Source organism: Halorubrum sodomense (assembly GCF_900111935.1).
In the GTDB taxonomy this organism is placed as follows: domain Archaea; phylum Halobacteriota; class Halobacteria; order Halobacteriales; family Haloferacaceae; genus Halorubrum; species Halorubrum sodomense.
In genome coordinates, this window is record NZ_FOYN01000004.1 from 104183 (window position 1) to 118362 (window position 14180).

A 14180-nucleotide genomic window follows, 5' to 3' on the forward strand; every position below is an offset into this window, starting at 1 on the left:
ATGTTAGGGACACCAGTGTGTCCTTAGCACAAGAATTAAGTAAAAGGCTGTGGAATTGTGAGTTACGATGTCACGAGCCATGGTATCCCCCGATGCCCTGTCGGTTCGTGTTGGAGAGGTGGTTAGATGACGACCCGTGTCCTCCACGTCAGCGATACCCACCTTGGGTATCAACAGTATCGTAGCGAACAACGACGTCGAGACTTTTTCGCAGCGTTTCAGCAAGTCATCGACATTGCTACGGGTCAGCATCCTGACCATGATGTTGGGCCCGTCGATGCCGTCCTTCACACGGGTGACCTGTTTGATGACCAGCGGACGAGTTTCGATGACATATTCTACTGCCAGCAGGCACTCGCCGAACTCGCTGAAGCCGATATACCATTCTACATCATCGTCGGAGACCACGAGCAGCGGCGAGGAATCGACTTCGTTGAGGTTTACGAGTCTGCTGGGCTCGCGGAACGACTCGAACGTGAACCCACCGAGCTGGAGGACGTTGCCCTCTATGGTATCGACGCTGTGCGCGACCGGGAGTGGGAGACGGCAGAGTTCTCGCTCGCAGAGCCGACTGATGAGTCACTTCTTCGAGTCGTCGCGATGCACGAGTTCTTTTCGCCACCAGAGGACTCGTACCCGCACGCGTATGAGCTTGAGCCCGCCATCGACCGATTCGGAATCGATATCGATGGCGTGGCACTCGGAGATGTCCACGAACGACAGAGTGCCAATTGTAACGGCATCCCAGTTTGGTATCCGGGGTCCACGGAGCGGAACAAGCGAGACGAACGTCCCAACCGGTCGGTGGACCTCCTGACATTCGACGTTGATGCCGAGACCGAATTCCAGCGTGACCGCGTCGTCTTGGACACACGGCCGTTCGTCGGGGTTGAGGTCGACTTCGGACGTGGCGATGGATTCGAGCTGGTCGAAGAACGCGTCGCCGATTCTGGACCGGTTGAGGGAACTGTGACCTTCGTTGACCTCGATGGAGAGGATAACAGCGTCACCAAGAGACAGGTCATCGAGTATCTCCGCGACAAGAACGTCGTCAAGGCCAAGGTCACCGATGAACGGGCGACCCCTGACTTCGAGGACGAGATAGCAGAGGGAGGTGCCGACATATCGGTCGACCCGGCCATCGCAGGAGCCGTCGATGAACTGAATCTGAGTGGTCCGGCGGCGTCTCTCGAACGAGTCGCTCGGGACCTCGACACCGGTCCGACCAAAGTCGAGGGGGAAGCAGCAGACTTGCTGGGTGACCTCGTCAGGGATGAATTCGAGGGAGACAGCTACTTCGAGGAGGGTCAGACATGAAATTCGAGAAGCTTCGACTCAAGAACTTCCAATCGTACGACCAAGCGGCTATCGAGTTCGAGGACGGCCTCACGCTCGTTCACGGCGACAACGGGGCGGGGAAGACGACGCTTATCCGCGCTATCTATATGGCTCTGTTTCAGGGGCAGGCGAAGTCTGAGATTGGGACCGGGTACGAACTCCTTGACTTCATCAAGGACGGCGAGGAGGAGGCTGAGGTTGAACTCACCTTCCGCTACGAGGGGGACCCATACACCGTGACGTGGGTGATTGCCAAACAGGAAGGTGACGACGGACCCGTCGGACGGACACGGTCCAACCGCACGACTCTGAGCAGTCCAGCACTCGACACCGAATATAGTGGTCCGAGTGACGTCCGAGATGTCATAGAGGATTTACTCGATATGGACGCAGAGGCGTACGCGAACAGTACGTACGCCCAGCAAGCCCGACTCACGCGGCTCATCGAAGCCACGGACAGCCAGCGTGAGTCCATTCTGGACAACCTCCTCGGACTTGATGCGCCGGAGACGTATGCTGACAGACTTGGTGACGTCACATCGCCCATCGAGGACTTCCAAGAAGACCTACAGGCGCGACGGCGACAGCTCTCGGACGAGATTAGCGATGTCGACGAAAGCGAATTACAGAGCGAACTTCAGTCGCTTCAAGAGACTATTGGCGACCTACAGGAACGAGAGGGCGAACTCGACGAGGCCGTGGCAGATGCCCAAGAGCAGGTTCAGAAACTCGACCAACGTATCGACGAGTACCGTGAGGCCAAGGAGCGACAGGGAGAGTTGGAAGACAAAATTCGGGACAAGAAGGAGCGTATCAGGGAGCTTCGCGGGGAGATAGATGACTGTCAGGCTACCATCAACGAGTGCGAGGAGGTCATCGAGAGGAAACGAGAGCGACTACAGGAGCTTAACGAAGACGTCCCCGAATACGACCTGACCGACGAGAGTGAAGCGGCCGAAGCACTCAACGAGTTCGAGACGGCTCGGGAAGAGGCCGCGGCAGCGGTCGAGAGAAAGGCGGCGGCTGTCGACCAAGCCCGGAATGAAGTCTCCCGCCTAGAGGAGGAACTCGATAGCCACCGAGATGAGCTTCGGACCGCCTGTCTTGACCACAAGCAGAAGCTCGACACGGTCGCCGACGCACGAGACGAAGCCGAACAGGCGAAAGATGAGCTATCTGAACGGGAGGCCGAGCGTGATGAAGCCGCTGGTGAGTTCCTCGACACGGCGATATCGGAGGTCGAAGACATCGGCGACGCTGTGGACGCTAAACGGGAGTCACTCGATAAGCGACGGCAAGACCTCGAACTGGAGGAGAACGAACTGGAACAGAAGCAAGAGCAGGCCGAGACGGACATCGCGCGCATCGAACGTGAGCTGGAGACTGCCCGTGAGGAGCGTCAGACTATCCGGGAACGGCTCGATACCGACGTTGACGACCCGGAAACAGCGTTTGAGGAGGCACTCAGTCGCGCTGACGACCTCGGTGACGGATTCGATATAGACGTTGCTCCTGAGACCCTCGACAGTACCCTCACCGGAGAACTCCCAGAAACACGTAGCGAGGTCCTCGACGAACTGGCTGATGCGTTCGATGACGAGCTGTCAGGGTGTATCGAGCAGGCTCGGGCCGAAACGCGCATAGAAGACCTCGAAGCTCTGGAAGGCGGCGAGTGGCCCATCGATGGCGGAGATATCGGAGCAACACACGACTACTCCGATGCGCTCGATGACCTCCGCCGCGTCGTCGAAGAAAGCGAGCAAGCGACTGATTCCGCCTCGAAGGCACAAGAAGACGCCCGGTCACAACTCACTACACTCGACGAGCTGACTGAGTGCCTCCTGACCGCCGCCAGCTTCCGTGCGCTTGCCGGTGTCACAGCTGACATTGAGGCATACGAGAGTGAGCTAGAAGAGCGGAAGAGGGACAGGGACGAACTAGCCGAGCAACTCACCGGAGTTCGGGAGGAACTCGACACAGTCCGTCAACAGTTGCGGACTGGGGAATCGGTCGCCGAAGCTGTTGAGCGCGCAGAGGGAGCCGCGGAGAAGCTTCAGAATAGAAGGGAGGAGCTCCATAATGCCGAGGAGGCGGCGGACGATGTGGTCGAAGAGATTAGCGAGGCGGCAGACGCCGTCGGTGAAAAACATGACGAGCTGTCTGAAGCCCGTGAAGAACTGGAAGGCGCAATCGACGACCACGAGAAAGCTGAGACGACGCTCGAATCTAAGGAGGCAAACGAACGAATAGCTGACAAAGCAGTCGAGTGTCACGAATCCATTAGCGACCGTGAGGGAGAGAAAGAGACCCAGCGGGAAGCCATCGAGACCCGGGAAGGGCAGATAGACGACCTGCAATCAGACGTTGCGAGTTTTCAGGACGACCTCACCGACGCAGAGGAGGTAACCGAGGGGACTTCTCTTGATGAGCTACAGGAGCAGAACGCGAAAGCCGAGAAACTGAGGCAACAGGTCGAGACTGAACGCGCAAATGTCCGGGAGGAGATTCGAGAAAAAGACCGGAAGCAGGAACGAGTCGAGCAAAACCTCGAAGACCTGCGTGAGAGGCGCGCAACCATCCAGTCGCTCGACGAGAAGGCGGAATGGGCCGAGGATATCGAGAACGAGCTCACTGGGGTCGAAGCGACCTACGAAGAGGTCCAGACCGAGATGCGGAACCGGGTGCTGGGCCGACTCAACAAGTACGCGAACGACATCTTCGGCGACCTCTACCAGAGTGAGTCGTACAACGGCCTCCGTATCGGCGAGGACTACAGTTTGGAGCTAATCCGAGCCGATGACACGACCCGTGACCCAAAGAAGGCCAGCGGTGGGGAATCTGTTCTCGCAACCATCGCGCTCCGGGCCGCGGTCTACCACGTCTTGGCCGACCAACACGCCGAAGGGGGTGAAGGTCTCCCGCCGTTGGTGCTCGACGAGCCAACGAGCCACCTCGATGACACGCACGTCGACCAAATCGAGGGCGTCATCGAGAACATACAGACGTGGGATGTTCCGCAGGTCATCGTCGTCAGCCACCGAAATGGCCTCGTCCACGACGCACCACACGAGATAGAAGTGACGAAAGATGAAGCGACCGACACGTCGACCCTCAACCCTGACTACACCAGTAGTCACTGTGACGAAGCCGCGGGTGATGACTAATGGTCGGACACTCAGACTTCGAGGCTCTTGAGGCGATATTCGAACACATCGCCGAGACCGTCGCCGATGAGGAAGATGGACAGAGTGCTCGCGACATCTTCCGTGAATGGATAGGGACAGACGGTGGGGAAATCACTGTACTTGATTCGCCCGAAGTCTACCGCCGCTCGGAGTCAGAGCTGGTCCAGTACCGTGGACGCTTCGATAGTTGGTACGGGATAGACGCCAGTACGGTGCGCCCACAAGACTTCCAAAACGGGCTCATCACGAGTGCTGCGACCGCCATCTGTGCGATGCTCGGTGATGGTGACACAGCGATTGAGGCCGAGCGGTCAATCGTCGGAGCGGTCTACTGTGATATTGACGGGGTAGAGTTCTCGGAGCAGGAGTTACAGGCCGGCGACGTGATGGTCGAACTCGAAACCGTTCGAGCGACTGTCTCACCCCGGGAACTGCGTCGCTGGGTCGGAGCCACGGCCCGAGTCCCGGCAGAGTGCCGACACAGCGAGCGCGTAGCCGACCGAATCGACGGTCCGCTCTTCTTGGATGGGAGTCTCTACCCTATGTCAGTCCTCCCGAACGTACAGTTCGCACGGGCAATCAATCAACAACGGTCGACGAGTCAACTGGTTGAGACAGAACAGCTGGGAACGGCTGCGAAGGCGATTCAGTCTCGGGTGAATGCGATTGGGACCCTAATGGAGCGTGACCTACCGGTGGTCGGTATCGTCAAAACCATTAGCACGAGTCGGGTGGTCGATGCTCTCCGACAAAAGGTTCGGACGAGCGAAAACCCTCCGCTCCTCCCATGGGCTGAGGACTCGCAGTTCCTCGCCGATGTGCTGTACCACGATGAGCCGCGGCAATTCTCATTTACTTCGTGGCTGGTTCGGACGCACCGCGACCCCGGAGCCCGAGGCGAACAGGTTGAGCCACTTGGCGGGTTCGACATTCCCGCTGGGTACGAGCCGGCTGACTTCAGACGGGCGTTCTTTTTCGTCCGACTCCCACGAGGTATCGTCTTCCGTGTGGAGGCACCATACGGCCAAGTCGATACCCCCTCGAAGCGCGCAGAGATGCAGATGTTTGCGCTTGGTGCCATCGCTGAGGCCAACGGTGCCCCGATGGTCGTTGACCGGGCCGACGAACTTGCCCGGGTTCCCAACGACGTTCGGGACTACCTCACAGATGTTCTGGACATCACTGAACCGGTACAAGACTACAACCGCGACGAACGGTTCGATTTCGACTTCGACTCCAACGACACCCATTACGCATAATCATGAGTGACTCAGACGAATTCGACGACTTCGAAGACCGAATCGAGAATGTCCTCGACAGCGAGGCCGGCGAGAGTATCCCGACTACGCCGGAGTCAACAGACAACGCGATGCCCACAACGGCGGATGGAACTCCGCTGGGGCACATCACGGCCAGTGAAGGACTGGACATCAGCCGCGGCGACAGTACGATTCACAGCTACATCCGGAGTGACACCAGAGACGAACTCCGACTGGGCGACTTTATCCAAGTCCCGTACCCGAATCGTCCCGATGACCCGCATTCAGAGTTACTGGGAGAAGTGACCCGCATTGGGTACGAACAGAGAGCAGACATCGACGATAAGTCGGATGTCCGACGGGGGATTCAGGATACGACCATCGACGAGCGACAGTACGTACAGGTGGCAGACGTTGACCCAATCGCTATCGTTGAGGGCACGGACCCAGATGACCTGACTCGGACAACAGTTGACCGAGTTCTCAAGCCGTTCACGCTGGTGTACGAGGCGAGTGATGAGGCGTTCCTCCGTACCGGACTGAATCTGCCGGCTGAAGGGCCCTACATCGGAGACCTCGCTGTCAGCGGCGAGCCCCATCCGCCAGACGACCCGCTCGCTTACCGTCTGCCGACGGTACAGGGTACGCCGGCCATCTGGACACATATGCTGATTGCAGGGGCGACCGACGCCGGGAAGACATTCACCACAAAAAACATCCTACGCCAACTGGCGACGGACACAGGCTACGAAGTCGAAGTTCGGACTGATGACGGTGATGCCGAAACGCGTGAGCGGCCCCTCGGTATCGTCGTCATCGACCCAGAGAACGAATACAGCGGGCTGGGCGATGACCCCGACCTCTCAGACGACGTATGGTCCGACTTGGAAAGTCGCGGCATTGAGGTTGGAGGCATCGACACGCCGAATTGCGGCTCCCACGACCTTCAGACCTACGTCCCTGTTGCTGACGGGATTTCCACACCAGCAATCGACGGAGCACGCGAGTTTGGAATCCCCTTCGAGTTGGTCGAGAACCGTCCAGAGCTGGTGATGGGCTACAAACCACCTAGTGCCACGGAGAACGCTATCAAGGAGTGTATCGGGACGTACTTCGACGGTCCCGGTGCGTCCAATCCCTCCTACGAAGAGTATCTCCGCTTCCTCCGTAACAACGGGGACCAACTACAAGCCCAACACAACATAGCTTCCCAGTCGTGGGATGCGATGATGAGCCGCGTCGACAGCGGTGTGTTCCATCAGGTGTTCGACTCCGGCACCCACCAGATGACCGAAATCACGAACGAGCTGTTCAGGCCCGGTCGCGTTACCGTCATCCCGACGAGACATCTCATCGGTGGCGAGGAAGCAGACCGTGGCACGCTCGTTGTGATGGCACTCCTCTCGTACATCGTACAAAACAAGCTCGGCGGGAACGACCCTGACCCGAACGTCGACGAAACTCCCCTCATGCTTGTGGTTGACGAAGCTCACGAGTACCTGAGCGGAGCGGACTCTCTACACGAACGTGAGGTCGTCTCTCGATTTCGCCGCATCGCCAAGCGCGGCCGCAAGTACGGTCTGGGACTGTGTATGATTACGCAGGACCCGAGTGATATTGACGGGGAGATTCTCGGGCAGACCAGAACCGGTCTGTATCTGGAGATGGAGAGCGACGCAGACCTCTCCTCGGTTCCTGCCGGGTACGAGGACGACGTAATCAAGTTCGAACAGGGGCAGGGCGTCATCGAGTCTCCCGGGGTTCGCCCGACCGAAATCAGGACGTTGGGGTACTGTACGGTGAACCATGACTGACAGCCAGCCCGTTCCGGTCATCAGGGACGTTTCTCTGTATAGGGGGTGATGAGAGACATGAGCGACACTACCGCATCAGATGACCTCTCCGCGTTTCAACTGATTCGTAGCTATGAGTCGTTCGAGAAATACTTCACCGACGCTGTCCGCGTCCGGGCGGTTACGTACTGTACCTCGCCGAAGGTTCTGCTTGAACTGTTTGAGGAGTACAACGTGGACGAGATGGAGGTGGTCGTCGGGGAGAAGACAGACTTTCGGGAAGAAATCAAGTCAGTCGGAGTTGCACGGAAGTTGGAGCAGTTCAAACAGGAAGGAGACCTGCGGATATTCCTCGCTCCAGACCGGGACCTCCATTCGAAACTCTACATCATCGAGTATCCAGACGGAGAGGCTACCATCCTCAACGGGTCACCGAATTTTACCGAGACGGCGTGGTCAAGCTACTACCAAATCAATCTGGTCGACGAGTTCCACACCGAGATTGGTAGTTCAAGATTCGAGGAAGCAATCGACGCGTATCACACACATTTGGAGGAGTGTGACGACGAGCCCTTCACCGACTCGTTGACGCAGGCACTTGATGAGGCCGACCCAGAAGAAGATGAAGATGACATCATCGAGCGGTGGGTAGCCGTCAACGACAGTCCAGATAGAAACGAAACCCGGCAGGTCCACGAGGAGTTCACCGAGGCCATCACTGACCTTGACCCCGACGTTGACTCGGACGTCACAATCTCTGAAGACCTCGCTAAGTACGAGGAGAAGACGCGTGATGAATTGGAAGATGCCTTCCAGAGCTACGATGCCCAGATAACCGGTACGTCGATTCGGACACCCCTTAGCGAATACGGACAGGCGGTGAACACGTACTACGACTTCCCAAAGATGGTCGTTGAGGAGGACCGGGTTCGGATGCTTACACCGGAAGGCTCTCACATCCAACTTTCAGAACCCGTCCCCAGCCAAGATGTCCTCGATGAAGCACTCTCAAACCTCAAGGCCTACTTCCAGACCGTTGAGAACTACGCCAAGACCGATGACACGGAAGCCGCGCAAGCTCATATGTTCGAGGCATTATTGTACTTCTTCTACGCACCGTTCGTGAACCGATTCGCCCGTGCGTTCGGTGCCGGTGAAGTGAACGGCGTCGAAAAGAGCCTGCCGTTCCTCTACATTCACGGGGAATCGAACGCCGGGAAGGGCACTTTCATCGAGTTTGCGATGCGGCTCATTTCGGATAACACGGTCACACAGCCGATTGACGGCGATAGAATCGGGGCTGGACTGCCAGATGCTGCCCGGGAGCCCCAGTCTTCTTTCCCAGTCGTCCTTGACGACGTTGAACGACAGAAGTTCGACTCGCTAGGTGGACTCCGCAACTACTGGGACGAGTGGGAGAACAACCGGTTCCCGACGTTCGTCCTGACCAGCAACGAGAACAAGCCCAAGGACTGGTTTATGAACCGGGCCAAGATGGTTCACTTCAAAATGATGTTCGAAGGGACTTCGGAAGCGCGCCTCCGTGCTCGTGAGATAATCGAGAAGGAGAATCCTCTGTTCAAGTGGTTCGCGCATCGCTTCCTCGCAACGCCATTTGACGTAACCGACCTCCGTGACGAAGACTCCAGCCGGGACGACCTACTTGCCCCAGTTCGAGAAGTATTTTTAGAACTGTTCAACGAGTCAGCTCACGACGTGCCAGACTATTTCCCACGGAAGCCAGCCGAGTGGGAGTATGATATTGGCCGTGACCGGTGGTTGGAGGCGTATGAAAGCGATTACTTCACTCTCTCTACGCAGCGGGGCCGTATTGTTGCATCCTTTGACGAGACGTTCTCTAGCTATGAGATTGATGACACTTATCTGAGGAATCTTCCTCAGCACATTCGTGCAAAGCGACAACGGAAAGAAATCTACATCACGTCGACCAGTGAGTTTGAGACGTGGCTCGGTGTCGGGACTGAGCAGAAGGCTGGATTTCTTGACAGAGTGCGGGGCCTGCTCAGGTGAGGTTTTAGCCGCTGTTCGTATAGAGCACTCAGTAACCGTTGCCTCCACTGTATGTAATTATAGCCGCTTACAGCGGCGTCGGTGGAGTCCTTCTTGAATCGCACGCAGTGAGGTTTTCACACCGCACTCACATCTGTAATATTGCCCTTCGACGTGTATGTAGGTCAGATGTCCGTCTGTCACCTCCTTTTCGTGTTTTGCCATTATATAGGTGGACACGCGAGAACTGCTTTGGTCTATTCTCACCATATTTGGTGTTGGAATTTAGTTCACGGTTCATATACGCTGACTACCTACTGAGCGTTGATGACCCTAAGAGACGAAGCTTGGAGCTCTCTGCTAGAACAGACCGTGATGACACCAAAATTCAAATTAACCGATTTACCGTTCAAAGAGTCGGAAAGGCATACGGTCCGAAGGTGCCTCCGACAGGCCGAGGAGTTTGGTTGGCTTGAGAGGACCTCTGAGCACTCGGCTATCTGGCGTGCGGGGCCAAAGGCCAAGATGCTGTTGAATCTCTCTGAGGAGAAGCTCCGGCTCGCAGACGAATGACACAGACGGTCAAGAGTGACGCAGAGATGGCGTTACGCATCCCACCGCCGGGAGGGCGTGAGAACCGGCGTCTCCAGTATCTCGTTAAGAATGGATATCTTAACCTCGAATCGACGCCAATAGACCTCGCTGAAATCCCGACTCCAGAGTTTGTACGGGCACGACGTGCTGTCGCCCGGTCGACGACGCTTTCAGCCCTTCACGCGGACCTCAAGGCAGTCGCGACATGGTATCTCCGACAACAGGGTGCTACAGATATCACCTACGAACAACGATACCCAGCTGAGTTCCGCGTCGCCGATGTAGTGTCTACCTCGACTGGACGGTACATCGAGGTCGGGCAAGTCGAGGACATCTCTAGAATCTACCAGAGCTTCGGTCTCGATATCACGCTTCGAGGGAGTAGCGTCTCTCAAGTAATGAACCGCTACCCGCCTGATGGAGAGGTCCAGCCAATCAGTGAGCTTATTTCCATTCCATTTCCCACGAGCGACCAGACGAGACGTGCGTGGGAGTTCGATGTGCTGTCGGTATACAGTTACACTCGTGGAGATTGTTCACCGCCAGTCAACAACAGGAGGAACCGTTTCTGGAAGGCATCCAGAAGAGACGAGCAGAAAGCAGTTGATTAGCCACGGCGAACAGGACTCTGCTGGTCCGGAGGTACCGGGCCGTGGTGGGTATCCCAAAGGTCACGCGGCCGAGACGGCTAAGAAGTCGGCTAAGCAAGCATTGACCGGTACGTCTCTTAGTAACCCACAATAGACCCAGAGACGCTCGCGGAGCATCTCGGCAAGAGTTTGCTGAACGCCGGGATGAAGAAGGCAAATAGACCGATTTTGACCCAGATAACAGGAGTACGAGAAATATCGGTCAATCTCTGATATACGGCTAAGCATAAATCGACCGCTGCCCCCTACTATCCACTGTAGCTGTGTCGGCCCACGTGGCTATAGTTCACCTAGTAAGAGAAGCCACGTCTTAGTGGCATACAGCTAAGAGAAACCCCACACAGTAGCAACCAGTCTGATACCCGAAATGCCAAATTCAAGCGTTACAATCCTTGAGAGACGGATATTATGAGAGAGCGTTACCGGCCGAAGGTGAAAAATGTTGACTCTCTTCTTTGGCCGAGGAGTGTGACACGTCGAGAAGTGGTTACGAACGAGTCAGATGAGGCGAGAGAGGACTCGAATCACGTGTGTGACGGAAATTGGCGTCGAAAAGGGAGAGGTTAGACGATAGCGTCCGCTCAACACCGGCGGCCCCCGAGAGGGGTAAGTCACTTTCGGAGGTAGATGTCGTCTCTTGAGATGACTCCGTCTCTGACGAGTTCAGGGAGGTCCTCGGGCAGATAGTCCATCCGGGAGATAGACACCCAGTGTTCCTCAGCGTCCCGGCGTTCGGCTGGAGTAACCACTTCAAGATTGGATGACTCGTCGTCGTCATCTTCGTTCGACGCGTCACGTCTTTCGTGTCTGGCGAGAGCTCGATTGCGCACTTCATCCATAACCTTCCCGACGGTTCGTTTCGCGGGCAGGACGAGCTCCCGAAGCACGTTTCGTGATTCCTTGCACAACGCGACGTACATCTTGTGTGAGCGAACTCGCTTCACGAGATTCAGTTCCTCAAGTTTTCGGACATGGCGACGAACGGTTTCTTTTGCGAGTCCTGTGTGTTCAACAAGGGCGTCGTATGGAAGGCTGGAGGAACCGTACCGACTGGACGACGAGCGGAAGAGCAGTGTCGCGATGATGTCGTGAGGAGCCATCGTCTGCCGGTGGAACAGGTGCCCGATGGCAGTATCCCGTATCTGGTCAGACCGGTAGTAGCGGTCCAGACGCGTGAGGTACTCTGTCGGCAGGGGTGTAGTGACCAGTTCGTGGTCGTCCGGAGTGTAGTGGTCGTCTGTAACGAGGTCGGATGCCTCGACCCCACCCCACGCCAGATAGGCGTGGAGGATGGTGGTCGCCCGGCGGACGACGGTCTCGAACGCTGGTGCGGGGTACCAGCCGTGAATCTTGACCTCGGACTTCGGATGTGTGAGCGAGTGGCCGGAGGGGAGGCGAGAGGCCTCAAGATGCTCATAGACTTTGACCACGGCGTCCGAGATATCATCAGTGTATCGCGCTCCCTTGTGCTCAAATTGAATGGTCATGTCGAACCCGAGGAGACCGAAGTGAGGGCTCTGTAGCCGGTGAAGTAGTCTCTCACCCCGCTCCAGACTGAGGTGCTCTTTACAGTCTTCTTCAGACCAAACAAGTAGCCCGGCCGTCTGGTGGATTGTGTCGCTGACCCCGAGGAGCGTCTTGTTATGATGTCTGTGGTACGTCTCAACGCCACCCACGCGAAGGGTCGTGTATTCGGTTTTTGCGTAAAGTTCTGCGAGTTGGTGGCTGTCGACGAGCGCACCGAGCAACTCGAACGCGCGTCGCCAGATGAGTTCAGGATTGGCCGCGTACGTCGACACTATCCGAAGTCGGGTGCCTGCTATGTGGGTTGAACCGTCCCATCCCTTTGCCCACGTGAACGCGTTCCCGTCCGGGTAGACGAGCTCCGAGCTCCGACGTTCGAGTACGACGCTCACCCGAACCGGATGAGTAGTCTTTCTCCCGGATTCAATCGAGCTGTAGCAGCCGATGTGGAGCTTTTGTGACGAGTTGTACCCAGCTCCGGTTAGATACCCGCACTGGGAGTTAGACGCGAAGAGCCCAACCTCTACGGGCTGGCTGCTCGTCCAACTGAACGACTGTCGGCTGATTCGGTGCGGTGTGTCCTTGTCGGCTGTGACTCCCCGTTGTCTGTCCAACCGTTCCAGAGACTGCGAGACAGTGTCGAATAGGTCGTTGTTGTCGTCGAGCTGGCCCTGCATCTCGATTCGGTGTAGGGCAGGGGCCGGATATTCGGCAATATCCGTATTCGAGACGGCGATACCTCTATCTACGTTGCTTTCGTTCGTTCTCATTGTTGTTGCCTATGCCAAGTGGTTGCGGCCTCGCAACCGCGACGGCGCAGTTCCTGACATACCGCTAGAGAAGCAGGTTCCGACTAAATACATAGTGTCAGCACGACCGAGAGCGAAAGCCAACATATGCGCCATAAGTGGTCTGAAACACCAGTTTGTTGGAGATTGCCGTTTAGCTCAGTTTGCGGCCTCTAGCTCATCTATCCGCTGTGAGAGCTGTTGTAGTTCCTGAAGCCGTGGGTAGAGGACTTCAGACACGTACTGTTGTGTCGTCTGAACATCCTCAGCCAATTCTGTGACATCGACAGATGCTCGACGACTATACTTGGCCTCTCCTGACAGTACACCTCGCTGGATATCGTCTACGGCAGCCTGTGTGAGGACTGCGACCTTCATTGCTACCCCGTTAGAGGTGAGGCCTTCTACCCTGTCCACGTCAATGTAGCCATCAGCCTCAAGCTTCTCAAACTGGTGCTGACGCTGTCCTTCAGTGAGGTCGGTTCGGTGCCGGATATCTCGCATCGTTGCTGTTCCTCCAGCCTCATGTATTGCGGACAGAAACGCGCGTGATTCGGTAGTCCAGTACATACTGAAGAGGCGTCAGCAGAGTGTATTGGCGTACTGGTGACTGACCTTCAAGAAGTGCCTATGCCACCCTGTCCGAGACTGCGAGAGCGAGGGTTCAACCGAGCCTACGAGAGCCTCCAGAATGCGTAACGACCCTTGTCTATGAGACCCCTGTTCGATACTGTGAGTAAATCAAAAACCGAACCGGAGCCCGATTGCTTGTCCGATGTGAACTATTCGGTTCCGGAGAATGAGTATTCAATGAAAATAGGTGACGCAACTAGTCGGATTGAATAGCGGGTTATCCGAGTCCCGGCGAAGTTGGGAAATTCGCTCAGTGAGAGGGCACGAGGGCGGCACTTGATACCCTCAAATTAAGAGGTCGACACACGTACCCTCTCTCGGAGAGGGTTGAGTAAAATGGACAAGTACCGAGGTGGCCTTAGGCTCCAACTTACGGTAATCTAAGTCTGTCTGGGACACACTCGTC

Annotated in this window: 9 protein-coding genes; 7 read left to right on the forward strand and 2 right to left on the reverse strand. The window is 56.6% G+C overall.

Going from position 1 to position 14180, the window contains the following annotated elements; translation table 11 throughout:
- Positions 1–126: 126 nt before the first annotated feature.
- The 7 genes from BM286_RS13685 (at position 127) to BM286_RS15275 (ending at position 10790) form a co-directional block, all read left to right on the forward strand.
- Positions 127–1317 (forward strand): DNA repair exonuclease, encoded by a 1191-nt coding sequence (locus BM286_RS13685; protein WP_092923585.1) that lies wholly within the window; start codon positions 127–129, stop codon positions 1315–1317.
- A complete protein-coding gene (locus tag BM286_RS13690) occupies positions 1314–4502 on the forward strand; it encodes an AAA family ATPase (RefSeq protein WP_092923589.1) in 3189 nt (1062 codons plus the stop codon). Before BM286_RS13685 ends, BM286_RS13690 begins: the two co-directional genes overlap by 4 nt.
- Positions 4502–5782 (forward strand): DNA double-strand break repair nuclease NurA, encoded by a 1281-nt coding sequence (locus BM286_RS13695; RefSeq protein WP_092923592.1) that lies wholly within the window; start codon positions 4502–4504, stop codon positions 5780–5782. Before BM286_RS13690 ends, BM286_RS13695 begins: the two co-directional genes overlap by 1 nt.
- A gap of 2 nt (positions 5783–5784) precedes the next feature.
- On the forward strand, positions 5785–7596 hold the full coding sequence (locus tag BM286_RS13700; protein WP_092923595.1) for an ATP-binding protein: 1812 nt from the start codon (positions 5785–5787) through the stop codon (positions 7594–7596).
- Positions 7597–7653: 57 nt separating this feature from the next.
- Positions 7654–9606: a phospholipase D family protein gene (locus BM286_RS13705; RefSeq protein WP_092923598.1), complete on the forward strand. Its 1953-nt coding sequence runs from the start codon at positions 7654–7656 to the stop codon at positions 9604–9606.
- A 306-nt stretch (positions 9607–9912) separates the two neighbouring features.
- The gene (locus tag BM286_RS13710) at positions 9913–10158 is read left to right on the forward strand and encodes a hypothetical protein (RefSeq protein ID WP_092923601.1); all 246 of its coding nucleotides are present in this window, start codon (positions 9913–9915) and stop codon (positions 10156–10158) included.
- Entirely contained in the window at positions 10155–10790 is a 636-nt protein-coding gene (locus tag BM286_RS15275) for a hypothetical protein (RefSeq protein ID WP_143103880.1), read from the forward strand. The genes BM286_RS13710 and BM286_RS15275 overlap by 4 nt, the downstream gene beginning before the upstream one ends.
- Before the next feature lie 650 nt (positions 10791–11440).
- Here the strand turns inward: BM286_RS15275 and BM286_RS13715 are convergent.
- Together BM286_RS13715 and BM286_RS15280 are read right to left on the reverse strand one after the other, a co-directional pair.
- Complete coding sequence (locus BM286_RS13715; protein WP_143103881.1) at positions 11441–13030, reverse strand: helix-turn-helix domain-containing protein; 1590 nt, start codon at positions 13028–13030, stop codon at positions 11441–11443.
- A gap of 270 nt (positions 13031–13300) precedes the next feature.
- Positions 13301–13711 carry a hypothetical protein gene (locus BM286_RS15280; RefSeq protein ID WP_143103882.1) on the reverse strand — a complete coding sequence of 137 codons (411 nt, stop codon included), beginning with the start codon at positions 13709–13711 and terminating at the stop codon, positions 13301–13303.
- Positions 13712–14180 lie beyond the last annotated feature (469 nt).

Bases quoted from the DNA above. Each gene is read 5' to 3' on its own strand.
- BM286_RS13700 (WP_092923595.1), top strand. From the start codon at position 5,785: ATGAGTGACTCAGACGAATTCGACGACTTCGAAGACCGAATCGAGAAT.
- BM286_RS13690 (WP_092923589.1), top strand. From the start codon at position 1,314: ATGAAATTCGAGAAGCTTCGACTCAAGAACTTCCAATCGTACGACCAA.
- BM286_RS15275 (WP_143103880.1), top strand. From the start codon at position 10,155: ATGACACAGACGGTCAAGAGTGACGCAGAGATGGCGTTACGCATCCCA.
- BM286_RS13705 (WP_092923598.1), top strand. From the start codon at position 7,654: ATGAGCGACACTACCGCATCAGATGACCTCTCCGCGTTTCAACTGATT.
- BM286_RS13710 (WP_092923601.1), top strand. From the start codon at position 9,913: ATGACCCTAAGAGACGAAGCTTGGAGCTCTCTGCTAGAACAGACCGTG.
- BM286_RS13695 (WP_092923592.1), top strand. From the start codon at position 4,502: ATGGTCGGACACTCAGACTTCGAGGCTCTTGAGGCGATATTCGAACAC.
- BM286_RS13715 (WP_143103881.1), bottom strand. From the start codon at position 13,030: ATGCAGGGCCAGCTCGACGACAACAACGACCTATTCGACACTGTCTCG.
- BM286_RS13685 (WP_092923585.1), top strand. From the start codon at position 127: ATGACGACCCGTGTCCTCCACGTCAGCGATACCCACCTTGGGTATCAA.
- BM286_RS15280 (WP_143103882.1), bottom strand. From the start codon at position 13,711: ATGTACTGGACTACCGAATCACGCGCGTTTCTGTCCGCAATACATGAG.